Below are 22768 nucleotides of genomic sequence, written 5' to 3' on the forward strand. Positions count from 1 at the left end.
GAGCGCCGCCCGCTCCGGGCGGCCTGACAGACTGCGCAGCATGCGCATTGTTGTTCTGGCCGGCGGTATCGGCGGCGCCCGTTTCCTCCGCGGACTCAAGGCCGCGGTTCCCGACGCGGACATCACGGTCATCGGCAACACCGGTGACGACATTCACCTGTTCGGGCTCAAGGTCTGCCCCGATCTGGACACGGTGATGTACACCCTCGGCGGTGGCATCAACGAGGACCAGGGCTGGGGCCGCACCGACGAGTCCTTCACCGTCAAGGAGGAACTCGCGGCGTACGGGGTCGGACCCACCTGGTTCGGCCTCGGCGACCGCGACTTCGCCACCCACATCGTCCGTACCCAGATGCTCGGTGCGGGCTACCCGCTCAGCGCCGTCACCGAAGCCCTCTGCGACCGCTGGCAGCCCGGCGTCCGCCTGCTCCCCATGTCCGACGACCGGGTCGAGACCCACGTCGCGATCACCGAGGCCGACACCGGCGAGCGCAAGGTCATCCACTTCCAGGAGTACTGGGTCCGGATGCGCGCCTCGGTCGACGCCGAGGCCGTCGTCCCCGTGGGCGCCGAGCAGGCCAAGCCCGCTCCCGGCGTCCTGGAGGCCATCGCGGCCGCCGACGTGATCGTCTTCCCGCCGTCGAACCCGGTGGTCTCGGTGGGGACCATCCTCGCCGTGCCCGGCATCCGCGAGGCCGTGGCCGCCGCGGCGGCGCCCGTCGTCGGCCTCTCCCCCATCGTCGGGGGCGCGCCCGTGCGCGGCATGGCCGACAAGGTGCTGGCCGCCGTCGGCGTCGAGTCCACCGCCGCCGCGGTGGCACTGCACTACGGCACCGGACTGCTCGACGGCTGGCTCGTCGACACCGCCGACGCGGACGCCGTCGCCGAGGTGGAGGCCGCCGGCATCACCTGCCGTGCGGTGCCGCTGATGATGACCGACCTGGCCGCCACGGCGGACATGGCCCGGGCCGCGCTGGAACTGGCGGAGGCCTCCCGGTGACCGCCCCGCACGCTCCTCGCGGGCACGGCCCCTCCTACGAGGTGCGGGCCCTCGGCGGGATCCCGGAGGTACGGCCCGGCGACGATCTGGCGGCGCTGATCGCGGCCGCCGGACCGGGGCTGCGCGACGGCGACGTCCTGCTCGTCACCTCGAAGATCGTCTCCAAGGCGGAGGGCAGGATCGTCCGCGCCGACTCGCGCGAGGCCGCGATAGACGCCGAGACCGTACGGGTCGTCGCGCGCCGGGGGCCGCTGCGGATCGTGGAGAACCGCCAGGGGCTGGTCATGGCGGCGGCGGGCGTCGACGCCTCGAACACCGCCGCCGGCACCGTCCTGCTGCTGCCCGAGGACCCCGACGCCTCGGCCGCCGCGATCCGGGCGGGGCTGCGGGAACTGCTGTCCGTGGACGTGGGCGTCATCGTCACGGACACCTTCGGGCGGCCGTGGCGCACCGGACTCACGGACGTGGCGATCGGTTCGGCCGGCGTCCGGGTCCTGGACGACCTGCGGGGTGGCACCGACAGCCACGGGAACCCGCTGAGCGCCACGGTCGTCGCGACCGCCGACGAGCTGGCCGCCGCCGGCGACCTGGTCAAGGGCAAGGCGGAGGGGCTTCCCGTGGCGGTCGTGCGCGGTCTGGCGCACGTACTGGGCGAGGGGTCCTCGGCGGCGGACCTGGTGCGCCCGCCGGCCGACGACATGTTCCGGCTGGGCACGTCGGAGGCGGTACGGGAAGCCGTGACGCAGCGGCGGACCGTACGGGCCTTCACCTCCGAGCCGGTGGACCCGGGCGCGGTCCGCCGGGCGGTCGCCGCGGCCGTGACGGCCCCGGCGCCGCACCACACGACGCCGTGGCGGTTCGTGCTGCTGGAGTCCGAGGGCGCGCGACGGGAACTGCTGGACGCGATGCGGGACGCGTGGATCGCGGACCTGCGGCGTGACGGCAAGTCCGAGGAGTCCGTCACGAAGCGGGTCCGGCGGGGCGACGTCCTGCGCAACGCCCCGTACCTGGTCGTGCCGTGCCTGGTCACGGACGGCGCGCACGACTACGGGCACGCGCGGCGGGACGCGGCGGAGCGCGAGATGTTCGTCGTCTCCATGGGCGCGGGCGTACAGAACTTCCTGGTCGCGCTCGCCGGCGAACGGCTGGGATCGGCCTGGGTGTCCTCGACGATGTTCTGCCGGGACGTGGTGCGCAAGGTCCTCGGGCTGCCCGAGGACTGGGATCCGATGGGCGCGGTGGCCGTGGGGCACGCGGCCCTCGCACCGGCGCAGCGGCCGGTCCGGGACGCGGAGGACTTCGTCGAGGTCCGCTGACCGGCTGCTCCCCGACGGCACGGCCCGGGGCGCCTCCGGCACGAGGCCGGCTTCAGAACGTGCCGATGTCGCTCCGGGGCATCCGGGGGGCGCGGCGGGGTGGGGCCGCTCCGGCCAGGAGGATGAGGCGGGCCGCGCGGTGGCGCTGGCCGGCGTACGGGGCGAGGAGCTCCAGCATGGCGGCGTCGTCGGCGTCGCGGTCCCCGGCCAGGGCGAAGCCGACGATGCCCGGCAGGTGCAGGTCGCCCGTGGTGACGGCGTCGGCGGCTCCGTTGCTGCGCTGGACGGTCTCGGCCGAGGTCCACGGGCCGATGCCGGGGATCACCTCCAGGCGTGCGGTGGCCGCGGCCGGGTCCATGGCGGCGGCCTCCTCCAGGCGGGCGGCCACGCGGGCGGCCCGGACGATGGTGGCTGAGCGCTTGGAGTCGACGCCGGCCCTGTGCCAGTCCCAGGAGGGGACCATCGCCCAGGTGCGGGCGTCGGGCATGACGTAGAGGCCCTGGTCAGGGCCGGGAGCGGGCTCGCCGTACTGCCGTACGAGGCGGCGCCAGGCGCGGTAGGCCTCGTCGGCGGTGACCTTCTGCTCCAGGATCACCGGGATCAGGGACTCCAGGACCAGACCCGTACGGGTCAGGCGCAGGCCGGGCCGACGGCGGTGGCTGGCGTGCAGGAGGCGGTGGCGGGGGACGAAGGCGGCGGGGTCGTCGTCGGCGCCGAGCAGTGCGGGCAGCCCGCCGAGGATCCAGTCGGCGCCGGGGCCCCAGGCGTCCGCGGTCACCTCGCCGGCACCCCGGTGCACCGCGACCCGGAGGGTGGCGGGGCCGGCCGGGGTGCGGCTGGCGCGCCAGACCGCTCCCGGGGTGGTGCGGTAGGTGGGGTCGCCGGGGCCGCGTCTGAGGGGGCCGAGCGTGAGGCCCAGGTCCACGGGGCCCTGGGGGGTCCATGTACGGGTCTTCGGGCCCGGGCCCGGGCCCGGGCCCGGGCCTGTGCCTGTGCCTTGGGCTGGGCCCGCGCCTTGACCTGGGGCCTGGCCGGGGCCCGCTCCGGTCGCCGGGGGTACGGCTGTGCGGCCGCCGCGGATCGCGGTGCGGGTGAGGGGGTCGAAGCGGCCGGCCATGCCTCTGAGCGTAGCCCTGCGGGGCTCGTCCCCTACCCGCCCTTCCACCGTTCCCCGGGCTCCGCCCGGACCGGCGCCTCAAACGCCGGCGGGGCTGGGGCTGCTTCCCGGGCTCCGCCCAGGCCCGCGCCCCGGACGCCGACGGGGCTGGGGTGGCGTTCCCCAGGCTCCGCCCAGGCTCGCGCCTCGGACGCCGACAGGGCTGGGCGCTTCCCGGGCTCCGCCCCGACCCGCGCCTCGGACGCCGACGGAGCTGCGGGTGCTTCCCGGGCTCCGCCCAGGCCCGCGCCTCGGACGCCGGCGGGGCTGGGGGTGCTGGTGGGCGGGGAGCTGGTTACGGGCGGCCCTGGAGTTTGGCCGATGTGGTGCGGGTGGGGGGGAGCTGGCCGTAGAGGAGGCGGCCCGGGCATTCGGTGGCGAAGCCGTCGCGGTGGCCCGAGATGACGTTCATCCGGACGTTACTGCCCTTGGCGTAGAGGTTGCCGCCGCCCGAGCGGAGCGTGGTCTTCGCGCGGGGGTCCGCTCCGAAGAGGCCCAGCTTCCAGGCCGTGAGGCGGGCCACCGCGTCGACCGCGGTCTTCGGCGGGGCCGTCTTGGAGTACGTGCCGATCACCGCGATGCCCATGCTGTCGGTGTTGAAGCCCATGGTGTGCGCGCCGAGCACCGGCTTGGCGACTCCGCCCGCCCGGCCCTCGTACACCCTGCCGCACTTGTCGACGGCGAAGTTGTAGCCGATGTCCCGCCAGCCGCTGCTGACGACGTGGTAGCGGTACAGGCTGCGCAGAACGGCCGGGGCGTCCTTGCAGGCGTAGTTGTTGCCGGAGGCGGTGTGGTGGACGAAGGCGGCCTTGACGGTGTTCGTGTAGACGAAGGCCTTCTCGCGCAGGCTCTCGTCGGCGCCCCAGCCCTTGCGGGTGACGATTCCCGGGCGCGGGCCGATGTACGGGCGGGCGGCGGCCTCCAGGGTGCCGTCGGCGAGGACCGCGTCGGCGGTGGAGTCCGCCTTGTCGAGCGGGACGATCTCGTCGGCGCCGAGGGCGGCCATCGGAAGGTTGGCGGAGGAGGACTGCGCCATCTCCATCGTCATCTCGGGCAGGAGCTCGCCCTTGTCGTCGACCGGCTGTGACGTGCCGTTCTTGCCGTCCGTGGCGGGCCGGCCGGAGTTCCCCGGGTCGACGAGTTCGATCCGCAGGCCCGTCGGAAGCTTGCCGCCCTGCGCGCGCCCGTCCCGTTCGGCCTGGACGCGGACCTCGACGCCGTCGGACTCGCCGACCCACAGCGGGGCGGTGCTGCCCCGGACCCGGCCGGAGCCGCGTTCGCTCGTGTCCGGGTCGGAGCCGTGTTCGCTGTTGTGGGTTTCGACGTCCTGCCACTCGGACCAGTCCGCGGTGGCCGCGGAGCGGGTGCGGACCTGGACGCGGCCGTGGAGCTCGGTACCCGCGTCGTCCCAGACGACGCCGACGAGCGAGAAGGTCTCGACCCCCCGCGCGGCGAGGCCCTGGGTCTCGGGCAGCCGGGGCGAGGTGCTCATGCCGGGGACCCCCGGGGAGCGGTCCGCCGCGGGTCCCACGGGGACGAGCGGCAGCGACTGGGTGGACCCGGCGGGGGTCACGGGGGCCGAGCCCATCGACGGAGTGGCCAGGGCCGTAGTGGGGAGCGCGAGCGGCAGGGCCAGTGCGGCAGCCGTCGCGACGCCGATCGAGGAAGCAAGGAATCCACGCATGGAAAAGATGCTGGGGACTCCTGGAAGCGGGCGCCATCCGAGAACTGACGCCCCGTCCGCCGGGAGGGCGGTACCCGTCCGCCGTACGGGGGATCGCGCTGCCGCCGTACGGCGGAGGGGCCCGCGTAGGCTCTGATCCGTGAACGCCACTGACCGCACCCCTGCCGACCTGCTGCGATCCGCGCTCGCCGGCGATCCCGGCCGCCCGCTCGTCACCTTTTACGACGACGCCACCGGCGAGCGCGTCGAATTGTCCGTCGCCACCTTCGCCAATTGGGTGGCCAAGACCGCCAATCTGCTCCAGGGCGACCTGGGCGCCGAGCCCGGCGACCGGCTCGCCCTGCTGCTGCCGGCGCACTGGCAGAGCGCCGTGTGGCTGCTCGCCTGCGCCTCCATCGGGGTCGTCGCCGAGGTGGGCGGGGACCCGGCCGGCGCCGACCTCGTGGTGAGCGGGCCGGACACCCTCCAGGAGGCCGCCGCGTGCTCCGGAGAGCGGGTCGCGCTCGCACTGAGGCCGCTGGGCGGGCGCTTCCCGCAGCCGCCGGCCGGGTTCGCGGACTACGCCGTGGAGGTCCCGGGGCAGGGCGACCGGTTCGCCCCCTTCCAGCCGGTGGACGCGGACGGGCCGGGGCTGGTGGTGGGCGGCGAGGAGCTCTCGTACGCGGGGATCGTGGAGCGGGCCCGCACGGACGCCGCCGGGCGCGGCCTCGGCGAGGGCTCGCGCACGCTGTCCCCGCTGGGCTACGACAGCTGGGAAGGGCTCTCGGCGGGGCTGTACGCGGCCCTGGCGACGGGCGGCTCCGTGGTGCTGTGCCGCAACGCGGACCGGCTGTCGGCCGAGGCCCTGGCCCAGAGGATCGAGAGCGAGCGCGTCACTCACAGCGCGTAGTCGGCCGTCACCCACTGCACCCAACGTCGGATACGGGCGATCTGTCACCCGTATGGCTCTAGACAGGGCCGTGCCCCCGGGCCGCGGAGAGCGCCCGGGGGCAGGATCGGCACAGGCCGTACCCACCCGTGCGGCCCGCCGGTACGAGGGGACGGACACGAGTGAGGGACAGCGCGGGCATACCGGGCGGCACCGGAGCGGCCGGAGGCACCAAGCCTCCGCAGAGCCGCCGGCGCCGCCTGCTGCGCTGGACCGGACTCGGGATGGCCCTGCTGGTCCTCGCCGGAACGGGCGCCGGCTGGTGGGTCTACACCAAGCTCGACGGGAACATCGTCGAGGACACCTCCGCCGCCGCCGAGCTGCGGCGCTACGAGAAGGAGCGCCCGGCACACCAGGCGGGCGGGACCCAGAACATCCTGCTGATCGGCTCGGACTCGCGCACCGGCGCGGGCAACGCCCGCTACGGGCAGGACCAGGGCTCGCAGCGCTCGGACACCACGATCCTGCTGCACCTGCCGGCGGACCGGAAGAGCGCGACGGCGGTGTCGGTGCCCCGGGACCTGATGACGCAGATACCGGCGTGCCTGATGAAGGACGGCAGACGCACCAGCGAGCAGTTCGCCCAGTTCAACTGGGCGTTCCAGTGGGGTGGGACCGCCTGCACGATCCGTACGGTCGAGAAGCTGACCGGGATCCGGATCGATCACCACATGGTGGTGGACTTCAGCGGCTTCAAGAAGATGGTGGACGCCATCGGCGGGGTGGAGGTCTGCCTGAAGCGGCCCATGGACGACACGGAGGCGAAGCTGAGGCTGCCGGCCGGCCGGCAGACCCTCCAGGGCGAGCAGGCGCTGGGCTTCGTACGGGCCCGCTACAGCCTGGGCAACGGCAGCGACACCGAGCGGATGGAGCGCCAGCAGCTCTTCCTCGGGTCGCTCGTGAAGAAGGTGCAGAGCAACGGCGTGCTGCTCAATCCCGGGCGGCTGTACCCGCTGCTGGACGCGGCGACATCCTCGGTGACCACGGACCCCGGGCTCGCCTCGCTGCGGGGGCTGTACGAACTCGTCCGGGGGGTGCGCGACATCCCGACGGACCAGGTCAAGTTCCTCACCGTGCCGCGCAAGCCGTACGCCGGCGACCCGAACCGGGACGAGCTGCGGGAGCCGGACGCGGGCCAGCTGTTCCGGCGGCTGTCGGCGGACGAGCCGCTGACCATAGCCCCGCCCTCCCCCACGCCCCAGCCCGAGAGCGAGCCGGCGGGGCAGGGCGACGGAGACGGCGACGACCCGGACGCCGCGCGGGAACCCGCGGAGGGCCGGGGAACCACGGACGGCCCCACGCCCGTCCCCACTTTCACCGGTACGACGGCGGGCATTGCCGATTGCCGGTAAAGCAATCCCAAAAGCCGGTGACCGAGCCGAGCTTGTTGGGGTGATTGCCCCGTTGTAAGGGCGTGGAATGCATCACCAGCATGGTTTGCGACGGAGCTGTCCGGATAAGGTGAGCGATCCGGCGCCCGGCCAGCACAGAGGCCGCGCGCCAGCAGCCGGATCGTAGACCGGGCGTCCTGGGGAGGCGCGTCGCGAAGCACCGACGGAGGATTCGAGCAAACCGTGGATGCGCAAAGCCGTGGACGGGCCGACGAGATCGACCCCGCAGACCAGTGGGTGCTCAACCCCCGCACCGGCAACTACGAACTGCGACTGGACCATTCCGCTGCGCAAGCGTCCTCCCGGCGCCCCGCGCCCCGCGCGACGCCCCGCAGGGCTCCCGCCGCTCCCGGATCCCCCGCCTCCCCCTCCCCGGCCGTTCCCGGACCGCGCCGCGGCGAAGGCCCTCCCGGCGGAGGCCGGCGCGGTGGCCGTTCGCGCAAGGACGGCGGCGGACGCCGCAAGAAGATCCTCGTCGCGACCGGCGGGACCCTGGCGTTCCTGCTGGTCGGCGGCTCGGTGGCGGCGTACCTCTACTACGACCACCTGAACGGCAACCTCACGGTGACCGACGTCGGTGACGCCGGTACGAGCGGCGGCTTCAAGAAGGACCAGGCGATCAACATCCTGGTCATCGGCACCGACAAGCGAAGCGGTGCGGGCAACGAGGGGTACGGGGACGCGGGCAGCGTCGGCCACGCCGACACCACGATCCTCTTCCACGTCGCCAAGGACCGCTCCAACGCCACCGCGCTGTCGATCCCGCGCGATCTGATCACCAACGTGCCGGCCTGTCCGACGAAGCAGCCGGACGGCTCGGTGAAGAACATCGCCGCCGAGCGCGGGGTCCGTTTCAACACCAGCCTCGGGCAGGCGGGGCGCGACCCCGGCTGCACGATGCGCACGGTCAAGGAGCTCACCGGGGTCCAGGTCGACCACTTCATGATGGCCGACTTCAACGCGGTGAAGAACCTGAGCACGGCGGTGGGCGGGGTACCGGTCTGCGTGGAGAAGGCCGTCGACGACAAGGACTCCCAGCTCAAGCTGTCCGCGGGCGAGCACCGGCTGGAGGGCGAGCAGGCGCTGGCCTTCGTACGGACGCGGCACGCCTTCGGCAACGAGAGCGACCTCGACCGCATCAAGACCCAGCAGCAGTTCCTGAGCTCGATGATGCGCGAGATGAAGTCGAAGCAGACGCTGACGAGTCCGCAGAAGTTCTTCTCCCTCGCCGAGGCGGCCACCAAGTCGCTGAGCGTGGACTCCGGCATAGGGTCGATCGACAAACTCACCGAACTCGCGGGCGAGTTGAAGAACATCGATCTCAAGAACATCACCTTCACCACGCTTCCGGTGCTCGACAATCCGGCGGAGAAGGTCAAGTCCACCGTCGTGGTCAATCCGGCGCAGGCCGATCCGCTGCTGCAGATGATCCGCGGGGACGTCTCGCTCACGGAGGTCGAGCAGAAGGAGCAGGCCGCGAAGGACGCGGCCGCCGCCGACGCGCAGGCCAAAATGGACGCGCTGCTACAGGGCGCCCGCGCGCCGGCCAAGGACGTTCGCGTCGACGTCTACAACGGCGGCGGCCCCGCGGGGTCGGCCTCGGGCACGCTGAACTGGCTCCAGAACACCAAGGGGGTGCCGAAGTCCAGCAACTTGGGCAACGCGCCCGCCAAGGTGGAGACCACCCAGCTGGAGTACGCGCCCAACCAGGCGGACCAGGCACGGACGCTGGCGGACATGATGGGGCTGCCCGCGACGGCACTGAAGATGGGCACGGCCGACGCCGGGCCGAAAACGCCGATGAAGCTGACGCTCGGCGCGGACTTCAAGGGGGCGGGGGTTTCGCTGACGGCCCCGCAGAAGGCGCCCGAGGGCGTGCAGCGGGTCGAGGCGGACAAGGCCGTCTGCGCCAAGTAACGCGCCGGGCCGCCCCCGTGGCGCCCGCGGCCGCGCGATGACGTTCCGGACGGACCGGACCGGCATCATACAGAAATGATCTTGAGGGGGGTACGTGTGAGGCACAGCAGCGTGCAAGGGGAGGGAGCGTCGGCCCGGTCCGGCGACGCCATACCCGGCGGCGGTACGGGGACGGGCGCCGCCGTGCCCGCGCCGCGGTCCGGCTCCGGCCACCGCCGCCGCGGCGGCGGCAAGCGCCCGACCCGGAGCCGACGGCGGCGCGTACTGCGCCGGATCGCCTTCGCCATGGCGCTGCTCATACTCGGGACGGCGGCCGCGGGTTACCTCTACTACCGCCACCTCAACGCCAACATCCGCAGCGGCCAGCGCCTGAGCGGCGACACCGGGGTGGCCAAAGGCGAGGCCGACGCCTCCGGCCGGCGGCCGATCAACATCCTGATGCTCGGCTCCGACAGCCGCGACAAGCCGGAGAACCTGGAACTCGGCGGGGGCTGGGACACCGTCGACTCGCCCGCGCGGGCCGACGTGCAGATGCTGATCCACGTCTCGGCCGACCGGAAGAACGCCTCGGTCACCTCCGTTCCGCGCGACACCATCGTGGAGATCCCGGAGTGCACCGATCCCAAGACGGGCAAGAAGTCCAAGGCCATCAGGGCGACGATCGACCAGAGCCTCGGACGCGGGGGCGCCGGCTGCACCCTGGCCACCTGGGAGAAGCTGACCAACGTCTACATCGACCACTGGATGACGATCGACTTCTCCGGTGTCGTGAGGATGGCCGACGCGATCGGCGGCGTCGACGTCTGCGTCAACCAGAACGTCTTCGACACTTCGGAGCCGGGTTCGGGGACGGGCGGTTCCGGCCTCAAGCTGAAGGCGGGCACGACCAGGGTCCAGGGCGAGCAGGCGCTCCAGTGGCTGCGCACCCGGCACGCCTTCGGAAGTGACATGGGCCGGGCCAAGGCGCAGCACATGTACATGAACTCGATGATGCGCGGGCTCAAGGGCCAGAACGCCTTCACCGACATCCCGCGCCTGACGAGCCTGGCGGAGGCGGCGACGAAGTCGCTGGAGGTGTCGGAGGAGATCGGGTCGGTCAAGAAGCTCCTCGACCTCGCCCTCGCGCTCAAGGACGTACCGGTCAACCGCATCACGATGACCACGATCCCGCTGCTGGAAGCCCCGGGGGACAAGAACCGGCTGGTCGTCAACACCGCGGACGCCGAGAAGATGTGGACGATGCTCCGCAAGGACGTCGCCATGGACGCCAACGGCGACCCGGCCGCTCCGGCCGAGAGCGGCCAGCCGAGCCCGGGCGGTTCCCCCTCCGCGCCGGCCACCGAGCCCTCCAAGGCCCCGCAGACCGACCCGGCGAAGATCGCCGTGAACGTGGTCAACGGCACGGGGGTCGGGGCGGCCCCGGTCGGCAAGCGGGCCACGGCCGTCATGGGCCAGCTGGTCTCCAAGGGGTTCGCGCTCGCCAAGGCGGACAGCACGCTCACCCCGGAGAAGACCACGGTCGTCCGCTACGCGACGGACGCCCAGGCGGCCGACGCGCAGAGCGTGGCGGCGGCGCTCGGGATCCCGGGCGGATCGGTGCAGAAGTCGGCCGCGGTAGCCAAGATCACCGTCGTGGTGGGCGCGGACTGGCGTGAGGGCAACGTCTACCCGCAGGCGCCCGCGCCCGAGGCCGGCGCGGTCCCGGAGTCGGCCGAGGTGCTCAACGGCACGGACACCAGCTGCATGGACATCTACAAGCCATACCGCTGGTAGCCGAGACGGCGCGGTCATGCGAAAGGGGTGACCCGGTCCGCCCGGACCGGGTCACCCCTTTCGCGTACGCGCTCCGCGTGCCCGGAGCTCAGAGCCCGGCCGGGTCCCGGCTCACCGACGGGCGGCGGCTCGCGATGACCTTGGCGGCGAGCGAGCGCGGGCTGGTCAGGAAGCCGTAGCCCCAGCACACGTGCATGGTCGCCAGGGCGAGGGGGATCCGCAGCCGGGCCGCGACCGAGAGGCCCTTGCCGGCCGGGACGGACCCGGCGGTGATCGCCGCGAGGTAGCCGGCCGGGAGGACGAAGGCCCAGGGGGTGACGACCGCGCCGACGACCACGCCCGCGGCGATCGCGCAGACGGCGGCCGGAGCCGCGAGGTAGCGCAGGTTGATGGAGCCCGCGTGGTACCGGGCCACCACGTGGCGCCAGCGCCCGTAGTCCTTGTACTGCTTGGCGAGCGCCCGCACCGAGGGCCGCGGGCGGTACTGGACCTTCAGCTCCGGCGAGAACCAGATGAGCCCGCCGGCCTCGCGGATGCGGAAGTTCAGCTCCCAGTCCTGGGCACGGATGAACTCCACGTTGTAGCCGCCGGCCTTCTCCAGCGCCTCGCGGCGGAACACCCCGAGGTACACGGTGTCGGCCGGGCCGGCCTTGCCGCCGGTGTGGAAGGCCGCGTTGCCGACGCCGATCCGCGAGGTCATCGCGGCGGCGACGGCGTCCTCCCAGGCGTTCTCGCCCTCGGCGTGCATGATGCCGCCGACGTTCTGCGCCCCGGTCTCCTCCAGGAGGCGGACCGCGGTGGCGATGTAGTTCTGGGAGAGCATGCCGTGGCCGTCCACGCGCACCACGATCGGATGGCGCGAGGCTCCGATGGCCGCGTTGAGGGCGGCGGGGGTGCGGCCGGTGGGATTCGGCACGGTGTGGACGCGGGCGTTCTTGTTGGACGCGGTCTCGCGTACCAGCTCGGCGGCGATCTCGTCGGTACGGTCCGTGGACGGCCCGAGCGCGATCACCACCTCCATCTCACCCCCGTACTCCTGGCCGAGGATGTGACGGACCGAGTCGCGCAGATGGCGCTCTTCGTTGAGTACCGGCATGATCACCGAGACTGCGGGCTGCTGGGCGGGCATGTGGTCCTTCGAGGTCGGGTATCGGTGTCACGTTACCGCGTACGGGGGAACCAGGTGCGCGCCGGATGAGCGGTACGGACAGAGGCTGATCGTATGGACCTACTGTTCTGACGAATCAGCCGAATGTGCGGTGAGTTCCGACCCACTGCCCTGCTGCCCCGCGGAGGTGTCCCCCGTGCCCCAGCCGCACCGTCCCACCCGACCCCTGCCCGCCCGGCCCGCCCGGCCGACGCAGCGCGCGCCGCGGTCCGGCGGTCCGGTCAGACGCCGGGCGGACAAGCCCCGCTGGGGGGTCCGGCTCGCGGCCGGGCTGTCGGTGGTCGTCCTGGGCTCCGGCGCCCTGGGGCACGCGGTGATGACCGGACTGGACACCGGAATCCAGCGGGTGGACCCCTTCAAGGACATGAAGAACCGCCCGCAGGCAGGACACGGGGTGAACTTCCTGCTCGTCGGCACCGACGGCCGCGACAAGATCACCGCGGAGGAGAAGCGCGAGTACCGCCTCGGCGGGGCGCCCTGCCACTGCACCGACACCGTCATGCTCGTGCACCTCTCGGCGGACCGGAGCCGGGCGAGCGTGGTCAGCCTGCCCCGCGACAGCTACGTGCAACTGCCCCCGCACCTGGACGAGGCCGGCGGCAAGCAGCACGGGGCCCACCCAGTGAAGCTCAACGCCGCCTATGCCGAGGGCGGGCCGAACCTGACCGTGCGCACCGTCGAGAGCATGACCCGCGTGAAGATCGACCACTACCTGGAGGTCGACTTCACCAGCTTCATCAAGACGGTCGACGCGATGGGCGGCGTGGACATCTGCACCGCCAAGACCATGCACGACTCCAACACCGGCCTCGACCTGCTCCCCGGCACCCACCGCCTCACCGGCGGCCAGGCCTTGCAGTACGTGCGCTCGCGCCATGTCGACGGGGCCTCGGACATCGGCCGCATGCAGCGCCAGCAGCGGTTCGTCGCCGCCCTGATCAAACAGGCCACCGGCAGCGGGGTACTGCTCAACCCGGTCAAGTTCAAGGAGGTCAGCTCCACCCTCCTCGGCTCGGTCCGCGCCGACAAGGGCTTCGGCTCGCAGCAGATGCTCGCGCTCGGGCAGGCGATGCGCGACTTCACCCCCTCCTCCTCGGAGTTCGCCTCGGTGCCCATCGGCAACGCCTCCTACCCGGTCAAGGGCATCGGCTCCACCGTGAAGTGGGACGAGGCGAAGGCCGCGAAGCTCTTCGAGGCGCTGCGCGACGACCGCCCGCTGGCCCCGGCGCCCTCCGCCGGCCGGCCCGTGCGCCCGCAGCCCGCCCTGCCGGTGGACGTGGCCCCGCAGCAGGTCCGGGTACAGGTCGAGAACGGCACCAGGATCGACGGGCTGGGCACCCGGGTGGACTCGGCGTTGCGCGCCACCGGTTTCGACACCACGCGGGCGCCGGGCAACGGCGCGAGCCGTGAGGTCAAGCGCACGGTGATCACGTACGACCCGCGCTGGGACCGCTCGGCCCGTACGGTGTCCACCGCGCTGCCCGGCAGCGTGCTGCGGGCCGTGCCGGGGCAGGGACGGACCGTCGTGGTGATCGCGGGCGCCGACTACCGCAAGGTGGTGCCGGTGCGCGCGGAGGAGCCGCACCAGGGCGAATTCGGTGTGGTCACCGGGGACCAGGTGGTCTGCGCGCAGTAGCCGCGGGCGGTGGCCCCCGGGTCGCTCAGAGCTCGTCGAAGCCCTGGGCGGCCCGCTGTTCGCGCAGCTCCATGATCGCGCGGCGGCGGGCGAGGCGGTGGGTGCGGCGGATCTGGGCCTCCTGGTAGCGCCGCTCGTCCTGTTCGGTCTCCGGGAGGACCGGCGGAACCTGGCGGGGCTTGCCCTCGGAGTCGACGGCGGTGAAGACGAGGTAGGCGCTGCCCACCTGGGTGGCGGGGGTCGACTCGTTCCACCGCTCCGCGAGGACGCGTACGCCGATCTCCATGGAGGAGCGGCCCGTCCAGTTGCACTGGGCCTTCACGTGCACGAGGTCGCCGACCCTGACCGGGGCGAGGAAGGCCATCTCGTCCATGGACGCGGTGACGGCCGGGCCGCCGGAGTGGCGGCCCGCCACGGCGCCGGCGGCGTCGTCGACCAGCTTCATGATCACGCCGCCGTGCACGGTGCCGAGGAGGTTGGTGTCGTTGGCGGTCATGATGTGGCTGAGGGTGGTGCGGGAAGCCGAGATCGTCTTCCCCGCCGGCTCGCCGGGTATCTGTGTCATACAGCCACCTTAGGCGGTGGCTCCCGGATCACCGCGGGAGAAGGCGCGGGCCCCCTCAAGGCGGCGCCGGGGCATCAGCTCTGCAACAGCACCGGTACGAACACCCTCCCGGGCTGTTCCGCGGGCGGCACGGCCAGGCATTCTAGGGCGCATGAGTGACTGGGACGGGTTGAGCGGCGGGCAGGGCGAGCGCGGCCGCCGCGATGACGGGTACGGACGCGGCAGCGGCCAGGCGCAGCCGGAGGGCGCACGGCGGATGCGGCACGTCCAGCGGCCCGGCCCGCCGGTGCCCGGGCAGCAGCCCTCCCAGCCCCCGCGCGGGCCCGCGCGGCCGCCGGTCGCTCCCGGTCCGGGCGCGCGGCCCGCGTACGTACCGGGGCAGCAGGACGGCTCGCGCCACGACAGCGGCGGCTACGACAGCGGTTACAACACCGGCCAGGTCTACGGCAGCCCCGGCGGCGGCCAGGGCGGTCCGCCGCGGCCGCCGGCCGGGCCGGGCAGGCGTGGACCGGGCAGACCGGCGGGAGGGGCCCCGGACTGGCGCAAGCGGATCCGGGTCGGCTCCATCGTGCTGCTCTCGGGCCTGATCGTGACGGGCATCGGCACCTACTTCTGGGCCGACTCCAACGTGCGCCGCGAGGTGGACCTCTCCAAGGTCATCGAGCGCCCGAAGGAGGGCGACTGCACGACCTACCTGATCGTGGGCTCCGACAGCCGCGAGGGCATGTCCGCCGAGGAGAAGAAGAAGCTCCACACGGGTTCCGCCGAGGGCAAGCGGACCGACTCGATGATGATCCTGGCCAAGTGCTCCAGCGGGAACACGATGGTCTCCCTGCCGCGCGACTCGGACGTGGAGATCCCCTCCTTCGTCGGCTCGGAGTCGGGCAAGAAGTTCGCGGGCACCGGCAAGCGGACCAAGCTGAACGCGGCGTACGCCGAGGACGGCCCCGAGCTGCTGGTGCGGACGGTGGAGTTCAACACCGGCCTGCGCATCGACCACTACGCGGAGATCGGCTTCGCCGGCTTCGCGAACATCGTGGACGCGCTGGGCGGGGTGGAGCTGAACATCGAGAAGGGGTTCAAGGACGAGAAGTCGGGGGCCGACTTCAAGGAGGGCACGCAGACGCTGAACGGCGAGCAGTCGCTGGCCTACGTACGCACCCGCTACGCCTTCGCCGAGTCGGACCTGCAGCGGACCAAGAACCAGCAGAAGTTCCTGTCGGCGCTGGCGAGCCAGGCGGCCACCCCGTCGACGCTCCTGAACCCGTTCTCGCTGTATCCGGTGCTGGGCGCGGGCCTGGACACACTGATCGTGGACAAGGACATGTCGCTGTGGGACATGGGGCGGATGTTCTTCGCGATGAAGGGGATCAGCGGCGGTGACGGCGTCTCGATGAACATGCCGATCTCCGGGCAGCGCGGCGGCAACCTCGTCTGGGACAAGGCGAAGGTGCAGCAGCTGGTCCAGCAGATCCAGAAGGACGAGAAGGTCACCGTCCGCGGGAACTGACCGCGGACGGTGGAGCGCGGCGCCGGCCCGCAGCGGCCGGCGGAGCGGCCGTCAGCAGTCGGCGGAGCGCCCGTCAGCAGTCGGCCGGAGCCGTCAGCGGTCCGAGGAGAAGCGGACCGCGGCGGCCGGCACCTCGGCCCCGCACCACACCCGCACTCCGGCGCGCAGCTCGTTGTCCGCCCCGACGACGGCTCCGTCGCCGACGACGGCGCAGTCCAGCACGGTCCGCGGCCCGACGGAGGCGCCCTCGCCGATCAGGCTGGCGCTCACCCGGGTGTCCGGGCCCACGCTCGCGCCGTCGAGCACGATGGAGCCGTCGACGACCGCTCCGGCTCCGATGCGGGCGCCCGCCCCGACGACGGTTCCGCCCGAGAGCACCGCGCACGCCGCCACCTCGGCGCCCGGGAGGACCAGGGCCTCGCCGCGGGGGCCGGGGACGGCCGGGGAGGAGACGACGCCGCGTACGAGGTCGGCCGAGGCCTGGACGAAGGACTCGGGCTTGCCGAGGTCCAGCCAGTACGTGTTCTCGGTGACGCCCTGCACCCTGGCGCCGGAGGCGAGCAGGCCGGGGAAGGTCTCGCGCTCGACGGAGACGGAGCGGCCGGCCGGGATGGAGTCGATCACGCTGCGGCGGAACACGTAGCAGCCGGCGTTGATCTGGTCGGTGGTGATCTCCTCGGGGGTCTGCGGCTTCTCGGTGAAGGCCAGCACCCGCCCCCGGGAGTCGGTGGGGACCAGGCCGAAGGCGCGCGGGTCGGCGACCCGCACCAGGTGCAGGGAGACGTCCGCGTCGGCCGCCCGGTGCGACTCGACCAGGCCGGCGATGTCCAGACCGGTGAGGATGTCGCCGTTGAAGACGAGGACCGGGTCGTCCGGGCCGCCCGTCAGTCGCTCGGCGGCGTTGCGGATGGCGCCGCCGGTGCCCAGGGGCTCGTCCTCGACGACGTATTCGAGGGTGAGGCCGAAGGCGGCGCCGTCCCCGAAGTAGGGCTCGAAGACCTCGGCGAGGTAGCAGGTGGCCATCACGATGTGTGTCACACCGGCGGCGGCGGCCCTGGCTATCTGGTGCGCGAGGAACGGAACACCGGCCGCCGGAACCATCGGCTTGGGGGTGTTCACGGTGACGGGGCGCAGACGCGTCCCCTGCCCGCCGACCAGCAGGATCGCTTCCGTCATGAGCTTTCTCCCCAACCGGTTCCGGGCGTACGAGGTCCAAAGCTAGCCCATCCGGGGGACCCCCAAGGGCCCGAGGCGGCCCTTGTCGGGGCCACCCCGGGCGACACTGCCCGTTACGGCAGGTTCCGCGCCATCACGATCCGCTGAACCTGGTTCGTTCCTTCGTAAATCTGCGTGATCTTCGCATCGCGCATCATTCGCTCCACCGGGTAGTCCCGCGTGTAGCCGTAGCCGCCGAGCAGCTGGACCGCGTCGGTGGTGACCTCCATGGCCACGTCCGAGGCGAAGCACTTGGCCGCGGCGCCGAAGAAGGTGAGGTCCTCCTTCTCGCCGCCGGCGGAGACGCGCTCCGACTTGGCGGCCGCCGCGTAGGTCAGCTGGCGGGCGGCCTCGATCTTCATGGCCATGTCCGCGAGCATGAACTGCACGCCCTGGAAGTCGCCGATCGGCTTGCCGAACTGCTTGCGCTCCTGGACGTAGCCCTTGGCGTAGTCCAGGGCGCCCTGGGCGATGCCGAGCGCCTGGGCGGCGATGGTGATGCGGGTGTGGTCGAGGGTCTTCATCGCGGTGGCGAATCCGGTGCCCTCGGCGCCGATCATGCGGTCGGCGGGGATGCGGACGTTGTCGAGGTAGACCTCGCGCGTCGGGGAGCCCTTGATGCCGAGCTTCTTCTCGGGCGCGCCGAAGGAGACGCCCTCGTCCGACTTCTCGACGACGAAGGCGGAGATGCCCTTGGAGCGCTTCTCCGGGTCGGTGACGGCCATGACCGTGTAGTACTCGGAGACGCCCGCGTTGGTGATCCAGCGCTTGACGCCGTTGAGCACCCAGAAGTCCCCGTCGCGCACGGCGCGGGTCTTCATGCCCGCGGCGTCGGAGCCCGCGTCCGGCTCGGAGAGCGCGTACGAGAACATCGCGTCGCCCTTGGCGAGGGGGCCGAGGTACTTGGCCTTGAGCTCCTCGGAGCCGGAGAGGATCACCGGGAGCGAGCCGAGCTTGTTGACGGCCGGGATCAGGGAGGAGGAGGCGCAGACGCGGGCCACCTCCTCGATCACGATCACGGTGGCGAGGGCGTCGGCGCCCGCGCCGCCGTAGGTCTCGGGCACGTGGACGGCGTGCAGGTCGCTGGCGACCAGGGCGTCGAGTGCCTCCTGCGGGAAGCGGGACTCCTCGTCGACCGCGGCGGCGAAGGGCATGATCTTCGCCTCGGCGAGCGCGCGGACGGACTCGCGGAGCATGTCGTGCTCCTCGGCCGGGCGGTACAGGTCGAAGTCGGCAGAACCCGCCAAGATTTCTCACTCCCCAGGTGGTGCGTGATGCTAACTACCGTTAAGTAACCCAAGCTTAGTGTCCGGCCGCCGACCGCGACATGGGCGTCGCACGTGAGTTGCGTGACAGCTGGGGCGTCCGTCCCGCGGACCGGCCCGGGCCCGGGCCGCCGCCGGAATGCATCCCCGGCGCCGCGCGCGACTATGCTCGGTTGCCGCAAACGGCCCCGCACCTCCAGGAGCACCCATGGCCCCCCTCAAGATCACTGTGATCGGCACCGGATACCTCGGCGCGACGCACGCCGCGGCCATGGCCGAGCTGGGGTTCGAGGTGCTCGGGCTGGACGTGGTGCCGGAGAAGATCGCGATGCTGGCCGCCGGCCGCGTGCCCATGTACGAACCGGGACTGGAGGAGCTGCTCGGCGCGCACGTCGCCGGGCTGCCGGGCTCCACCGGCCGGCTGCGCTTCACCACCTCGTGGGAGGAGGTCGGCGCCTTCGGCGACGTCCACTTCGTCTGTGTGAACACCCCGCAGAAGCACGGCGAGTACGCCTGCGACATGAGTTACGTCGATTCCGCCATGGAGTCGCTCGCCCCGCACCTGACCCGGCCCGCCCTGGTCGTCGGCAAGTCCACCGTGCCCGTCGGGTCCGCCGAGCGCCTCGCCGCCAAGCTGACCGCGCTCGCCCCGGCCGGCGAGGAGATCGAGCTCGCCTGGAACCCGGAGTTCCTGCGCGAGGGCTTCGCCGTCCAGGACACCCTGCACCCCGACCGGATCGTCATCGGCGTCGACGGCGAGCGCGCCGAGAAGCTCCTGCGGGAGGTCTACGCGACACCCATGGGCGAGGGCACCCCGCTGGTCGTCACCGACTTCCCCACCGCCGAGCTCGTCAAGACCGCCGCCAACTCCTTCCTCGCCACGAAGATCTCCTTCATCAACGCGATGGCCGAGGTCTGCGAGGCCGCCGGCGGCGACGTGGTGAAGCTGGCCGAGGCCATCGGCTACGACGAGCGCATCGGCGCGAAGTTCCTGCGCGCCGGCATCGGCTTCGGCGGCGGCTGCCTCCCCAAGGACATCCGCGCCTTCATGGCGCGGGCGGGTGAGCTCGGCGCCGACCAGGCCCTGACCTTCCTGCGCGAGGTCGACTCCATCAACATGCGCCGCCGCGGCCACATGGTCGAGCTGGCCCGCGACGCGGTCGGCGGCTCGTTCCTCGGCAAGCGCGTCGCGGTGCTGGGCGCCACCTTCAAGCCGGACTCCGACGACGTCCGCGACTCCCCCGCCCTGAACGTCGCCGGCCAGATCCACCTCCAGGGCGGCCAGGTCACCGTCTACGACCCCAAGGGCATGGACAACGCCCGCCGCGTCTTCCCCACCCTCGGCTACGCCGACTCCGCCCTCGAAGCCGCCCGCGGCGCCGAAGTCGTCCTGCACCTCACCGAATGGCGCGAGTTCCGCGACCTGGACCCGGCCGACCTCGGCGAGGTCGTCACCGACCGGCTCCTCCTCGACGGCCGCAACGCCCTCGACCCGGCCCGCTGGCGCGCCGCCGGCTGGACCTACCGGGCCATGGGCCGCCCCCGCGCCTGACCGTCCCGCCCGACCCCGACCGCCCGGGACCGCCCGGGACCGCCCGGGACCGCCCCCCGCCGTACGCCCGCACGGTCCGCATCGTTGTGGAATGCCACGCCCCGGATGTCGTCACCGGATTGTTGGCCATAGCCGGGCGGGCCGTGCGCGGGGGATCGCTAGACTCACGGCCGATGACCAGTACGAGCACGAGCAGCCCTGTCCGCCCCACCGCAGGCGCAGCGGGGCCGGCCCCGCGTGCCGGGCGGGGACCCATCGACTCGGCCCTGCGGGGGCGCGCCGGCCACCTGGCCATGGCGGCCTTCTGGCTGGCCACCAGGACCCTGATGGTGGTCCTCCTCGTGGTGAACCTGCACGGCACGTCCTCGGTGCGCGTGGAGATCACCCAGACGTACAACAACTGGTACGACGTCCTCGTGACGGGGACGATGCCCCACGACGACGTCATGTGGCAGTACCCGCCGGCCGCCGCGGCGATCTTCCTGTCGCCCGACCTGCTGCCGTTCCTCAGCTACTTCCAGGCCTTCGTCGCCCTGACCGTGGTGTGCGACGCGCTCATCGCCGTGGGCCTGGTCCGCGCCGCCCGCCGCAGCGACGGCAGCATGGCCGGCGCCGTGCTGTGGCTGACCACGCTGCCGCTGCTGCTGTCACTGCCCTTCGGGCGCTACGACCTGCAGGTCACCCTGCTCGCCGTCGGCTCGCTGCTGTGCCTGCGCTTCCGCCGCAAGCTCGGCGGCGTCCTCGCCGGCGTCGGCGCCCTGGTCAAGGTGTGGCCGCTGCTCACCCTGATCGGCACCCCGCGCGGCAGGACCACCCGCGACGCGGTCCTCTCGGCGGTGGCGGCCGCGGCCGTGCTGCTCGCCGTGCTCGCGGTGTTCTTCCGCGACACCCTCGGCTTCCTGGGCAACCAGGGCAACCGCGGCATCCAGGTCGAGTCGCTGGGCGGCTCGGCCCTGATGTTCGGCAAGCTCGTCGGCGCCTGGTCCGGGAAGATCGAAGTCCGTTACGGCGCCTACGAGTACCTGGGACCGTACGTCTCCAGCGTCGCCGTGCTCTCCGTCGCGCTCACCGTCGCCGGATTCGGCTGGCTGCTGCTGTGGCGCGTGAAGGCCAGGCGCTGGTCGACCGCCACCCCGCTGGACGCGGCGCTGTGCGCGATCCTCGTCTTCACCATCACCAGCCGCGTCCTCAGCCCGCAGTACCTGATCTGGCTGGTCGGCCTCGCCGCCGTCTGCCTGACCTGCCGGCACACCACGCAGCGGCCGGTGGCCTGGCTGATCGTCGCCGCCACCGCGCTGAGCACGGCGATCTACCCGCTGACCTACGGCTCGCAGATCCTCCCGGGCACCGGCCTCGGCACCGCCCTGCTGTGCGTGCGCAACGGCCTGCTGGGCTACGCCGCCGTCTGGTCCTGCGTGCGCCTGTGGAAGGCCAGCGTCTCTGCCCCGGCCGGGGCCGCGCCCGCCCCGGCGGTCCAGTCCGGGGTACCGGCGCGCGTCTGAGCCCCTAGTGCCGTGGCCCGGTCACAGCGCTAGGAATTCGTCCTACGGTGCTGAGCGGCGCGCGCGGTGAACTCCGCGTCGCGCACCACCCGCTGGGCGTTGCCCCAGGTCAACAGGGCCAGGTCGGTCTCGGTCCAGCCCCGATCCAGTAGTTCGGCGATCAGCCGCGGATAGCCCGAGGGATCGGTCAGGCCCGCCGGCCTCGGGACGCCCGGCTCGGCGCCGAAGCCGGCGCCCAGGCCCACGCAGTGCGGGCCCGCGACGGCTCGTACGTGCTCCACGTGGTCGGCCACCGCGTGCAGGGAGTCCCCGGTCAGCGCGGTGTCGAAGGTGACCATCGCCAGGCCGTCCGCCCCGCGCAGTGCGAGCAGCACCTCGTCGGTGACGTTGTCCGGGTGCGGATTGAGCGCGGCCGCCGCCGTGTGCGAGATGATCACCGGCGCCTTGGAGGCCGCGGCCAGCTGGCAGGCCGCCGTCGGCGGGCACCCGGTGAGGTCGAGCAGGATCGCCAGCCGGTTCGTCTCGCGCACCACCTCGTGGCCGAAGGCCGTCAGGCCCTCCATGGCCCAAGCGGCTCCGGCCGGCGCGAGGATCCGTACGCCCAGCGCGTGGAAGGCGCGCAGCGCGCCGAGCGAGTCCGTCAGCGTACGGCCGGGTACGGGGCCGAGGAACGAGGCGATGCGGCCCCGGTTGCGGGCGTCCGCCAGGTCGTCGGCGTTCAGCGCGAGGCAGAGGCTGTCGGGGTAACGGCCGATCAAGGCCAGCGCCACGTCGATCTGTTCGAGGGTGTCGGACACCACCTGGTCGGCGACCGCGGCCTCGCGGGGCGTCAGCAGGGACCAGAACTGGGCGCCCACTCCCCCGGCGCGCAGCCGCGGGATGTCGGTGTCGACGCCCGTGTCGGGGGTGTCGATGTCGTGGTACGGGCTCTGGCGCAAGGTGTTGACGAGCGTGTTGCAGCCGTCCGCGACGGGATGGACGGACAGCAGCGCGACGGCCCGGTCCAGGGCGCCCGGCATCAAGGTGGCGGGAGTGTCCTCGGCTCCGAGGGAGCCCGGGCCCACGGGGGTCGCCGGGCTCGTTTGCGGTTCATCCTGCAGGTCGGCCATGACGTTCGCTCCGGTCTCGGCGCAAGCGGGGAGAGAAGCAGGGGAATGTGGCCACCGTGACACGTGGGACGCGGCAGGCGC

General features: G+C 72.6%; 17 protein-coding genes. 10 read left to right on the top strand and 7 right to left on the bottom strand.

Annotation, left to right across the window (positions count from 1 at the left end):
- The first annotated feature begins 40 nt into the window (after nt 1-40).
- Together cofD and ACFWBY_RS00095 are read left to right on the top strand one after the other, a co-directional pair.
- Nucleotides 41-1000, top strand: coding sequence for a 2-phospho-L-lactate transferase (cofD, locus tag ACFWBY_RS00090; RefSeq protein WP_385337989.1), 960 nt, complete (start codon nt 41-43; stop codon nt 998-1000).
- The gene (locus tag ACFWBY_RS00095; protein WP_385337986.1) at nt 997-2316 is read left to right on the top strand and encodes a coenzyme F420-0:L-glutamate ligase; all 1320 of its coding nucleotides are present in this window, start codon (nt 997-999) and stop codon (nt 2314-2316) included. The genes cofD and ACFWBY_RS00095 overlap by 4 nt, the downstream gene beginning before the upstream one ends.
- A gap of 52 nt (nt 2317-2368) precedes the next feature.
- Here the strand turns inward: ACFWBY_RS00095 and ACFWBY_RS00100 are convergent, their stop codons facing one another.
- Together ACFWBY_RS00100 and ACFWBY_RS00105 are read right to left on the bottom strand one after the other, a co-directional pair.
- The gene (locus ACFWBY_RS00100) at nt 2369-3433 is read right to left on the bottom strand and encodes a DNA-3-methyladenine glycosylase family protein (RefSeq protein WP_385337983.1); all 1065 of its coding nucleotides are present in this window, start codon (nt 3431-3433) and stop codon (nt 2369-2371) included.
- Nucleotides 3434-3767: 334 nt separating this feature from the next.
- Nucleotides 3768-5156, bottom strand: a complete 1389-nt coding sequence (locus ACFWBY_RS00105) for a peptidoglycan recognition protein (RefSeq protein WP_385337980.1) — start codon at nt 5154-5156, stop codon at nt 3768-3770.
- A 139-nt stretch (nt 5157-5295) separates the two neighbouring features.
- On the opposite strand from ACFWBY_RS00105, the gene ACFWBY_RS00110 reads away from it, so the two are divergent.
- From ACFWBY_RS00110 to ACFWBY_RS00125, 4 genes are all read left to right on the top strand, one after another.
- Nucleotides 5296-6045, top strand: coding sequence for a TIGR03089 family protein (locus ACFWBY_RS00110; protein WP_385337977.1), 750 nt, complete (start codon nt 5296-5298; stop codon nt 6043-6045).
- 161 nt (nt 6046-6206) lie between these two features.
- The gene (locus ACFWBY_RS00115; RefSeq protein ID WP_385337974.1) at nt 6207-7436 is read left to right on the top strand and encodes an LCP family protein; all 1230 of its coding nucleotides are present in this window, start codon (nt 6207-6209) and stop codon (nt 7434-7436) included.
- A 222-nt stretch (nt 7437-7658) separates the two neighbouring features.
- Complete coding sequence (locus tag ACFWBY_RS00120; RefSeq protein ID WP_385337971.1) at nt 7659-9392, top strand: LCP family protein; 1734 nt, start codon at nt 7659-7661, stop codon at nt 9390-9392.
- A 96-nt stretch (nt 9393-9488) separates the two neighbouring features.
- The gene (locus ACFWBY_RS00125) at nt 9489-11165 is read left to right on the top strand and encodes an LCP family protein (RefSeq protein WP_385337968.1); all 1677 of its coding nucleotides are present in this window, start codon (nt 9489-9491) and stop codon (nt 11163-11165) included.
- 88 nt (nt 11166-11253) lie between these two features.
- Here ACFWBY_RS00125 and ACFWBY_RS00130 read toward each other — a convergent pair whose 3' ends face one another.
- Nucleotides 11254-12294, bottom strand: a complete 1041-nt coding sequence (locus ACFWBY_RS00130; RefSeq protein WP_385337965.1) for a glycosyltransferase family 2 protein — start codon at nt 12292-12294, stop codon at nt 11254-11256.
- Between the two features lie 175 nt (nt 12295-12469).
- Here ACFWBY_RS00130 and ACFWBY_RS00135 point away from each other — a divergent pair, with 175 nt between their 5' ends.
- Entirely contained in the window at nt 12470-13969 is a 1500-nt protein-coding gene (locus ACFWBY_RS00135) for an LCP family protein (RefSeq protein ID WP_385337962.1), read from the top strand.
- 25 nt (nt 13970-13994) lie between these two features.
- Here the strand turns inward: ACFWBY_RS00135 and ACFWBY_RS00140 are convergent, their stop codons facing one another.
- Nucleotides 13995-14534, bottom strand: coding sequence for an acyl-CoA thioesterase (locus ACFWBY_RS00140; RefSeq protein ID WP_385337959.1), 540 nt, complete (start codon nt 14532-14534; stop codon nt 13995-13997).
- A 151-nt stretch (nt 14535-14685) separates the two neighbouring features.
- Between ACFWBY_RS00140 and ACFWBY_RS00145 the strand changes: the two genes are divergently transcribed.
- Nucleotides 14686-16044: an LCP family protein gene (locus tag ACFWBY_RS00145; protein ID WP_385337956.1), complete on the top strand. Its 1359-nt coding sequence runs from the start codon at nt 14686-14688 to the stop codon at nt 16042-16044.
- A 93-nt stretch (nt 16045-16137) separates the two neighbouring features.
- Here ACFWBY_RS00145 and ACFWBY_RS00150 read toward each other — a convergent pair whose 3' ends face one another.
- On the bottom strand, nt 16138-17220 hold the full coding sequence (locus ACFWBY_RS00150) for a sugar phosphate nucleotidyltransferase (RefSeq protein WP_385337953.1): 1083 nt from the start codon (nt 17218-17220) through the stop codon (nt 16138-16140).
- Between the two features lie 113 nt (nt 17221-17333).
- Nucleotides 17334-18506, bottom strand: a complete 1173-nt coding sequence (locus tag ACFWBY_RS00155) for an acyl-CoA dehydrogenase family protein (protein ID WP_385337950.1) — start codon at nt 18504-18506, stop codon at nt 17334-17336.
- A 226-nt stretch (nt 18507-18732) separates the two neighbouring features.
- Between ACFWBY_RS00155 and ACFWBY_RS00160 the strand changes: the two genes are divergently transcribed.
- The gene (locus ACFWBY_RS00160; RefSeq protein WP_385337947.1) at nt 18733-20076 is read left to right on the top strand and encodes a UDP-glucose dehydrogenase family protein; all 1344 of its coding nucleotides are present in this window, start codon (nt 18733-18735) and stop codon (nt 20074-20076) included.
- A 173-nt stretch (nt 20077-20249) separates the two neighbouring features.
- Nucleotides 20250-21578: a glycosyltransferase 87 family protein gene (locus ACFWBY_RS00165; protein WP_385337944.1), complete on the top strand. Its 1329-nt coding sequence runs from the start codon at nt 20250-20252 to the stop codon at nt 21576-21578.
- Nucleotides 21579-21607: 29 nt separating this feature from the next.
- Here ACFWBY_RS00165 and ACFWBY_RS00170 read toward each other — a convergent pair whose 3' ends face one another.
- Nucleotides 21608-22687: a membrane dipeptidase gene (locus ACFWBY_RS00170; RefSeq protein WP_385337941.1), complete on the bottom strand. Its 1080-nt coding sequence runs from the start codon at nt 22685-22687 to the stop codon at nt 21608-21610.
- Nucleotides 22688-22768 lie beyond the last annotated feature (81 nt).

Source organism: Streptomyces sp. NPDC060049 (assembly GCF_042736715.1).
Classification (GTDB): Bacteria; Actinomycetota; Actinomycetes; order Streptomycetales; family Streptomycetaceae; genus Streptomyces.

Excerpts from the sequence above, each read along its gene's own strand:
- cofD (WP_385337989.1), top strand. The coding sequence starts at position 41 with ATGCGCATTGTTGTTCTGGCCGGCGGTATCGGCGGCGCCCGTTTCCTC.
- ACFWBY_RS00100 (WP_385337983.1), bottom strand. The coding sequence starts at position 3,433 with ATGGCCGGCCGCTTCGACCCCCTCACCCGCACCGCGATCCGCGGCGGC.
- ACFWBY_RS00105 (WP_385337980.1), bottom strand. The coding sequence starts at position 5,156 with ATGCGTGGATTCCTTGCTTCCTCGATCGGCGTCGCGACGGCTGCCGCA.
- ACFWBY_RS00130 (WP_385337965.1), bottom strand. The coding sequence starts at position 12,294 with ATGCCCGCCCAGCAGCCCGCAGTCTCGGTGATCATGCCGGTACTCAAC.
- ACFWBY_RS00140 (WP_385337959.1), bottom strand. The coding sequence starts at position 14,534 with ATGACACAGATACCCGGCGAGCCGGCGGGGAAGACGATCTCGGCTTCC.
- ACFWBY_RS00145 (WP_385337956.1), top strand. The coding sequence starts at position 14,686 with ATGAGTGACTGGGACGGGTTGAGCGGCGGGCAGGGCGAGCGCGGCCGC.
- ACFWBY_RS00150 (WP_385337953.1), bottom strand. The coding sequence starts at position 17,220 with ATGACGGAAGCGATCCTGCTGGTCGGCGGGCAGGGGACGCGTCTGCGC.
- ACFWBY_RS00160 (WP_385337947.1), top strand. The coding sequence starts at position 18,733 with ATGGCCCCCCTCAAGATCACTGTGATCGGCACCGGATACCTCGGCGCG.
- ACFWBY_RS00165 (WP_385337944.1), top strand. The coding sequence starts at position 20,250 with ATGACCAGTACGAGCACGAGCAGCCCTGTCCGCCCCACCGCAGGCGCA.
- ACFWBY_RS00170 (WP_385337941.1), bottom strand. The coding sequence starts at position 22,687 with ATGGCCGACCTGCAGGATGAACCGCAAACGAGCCCGGCGACCCCCGTG.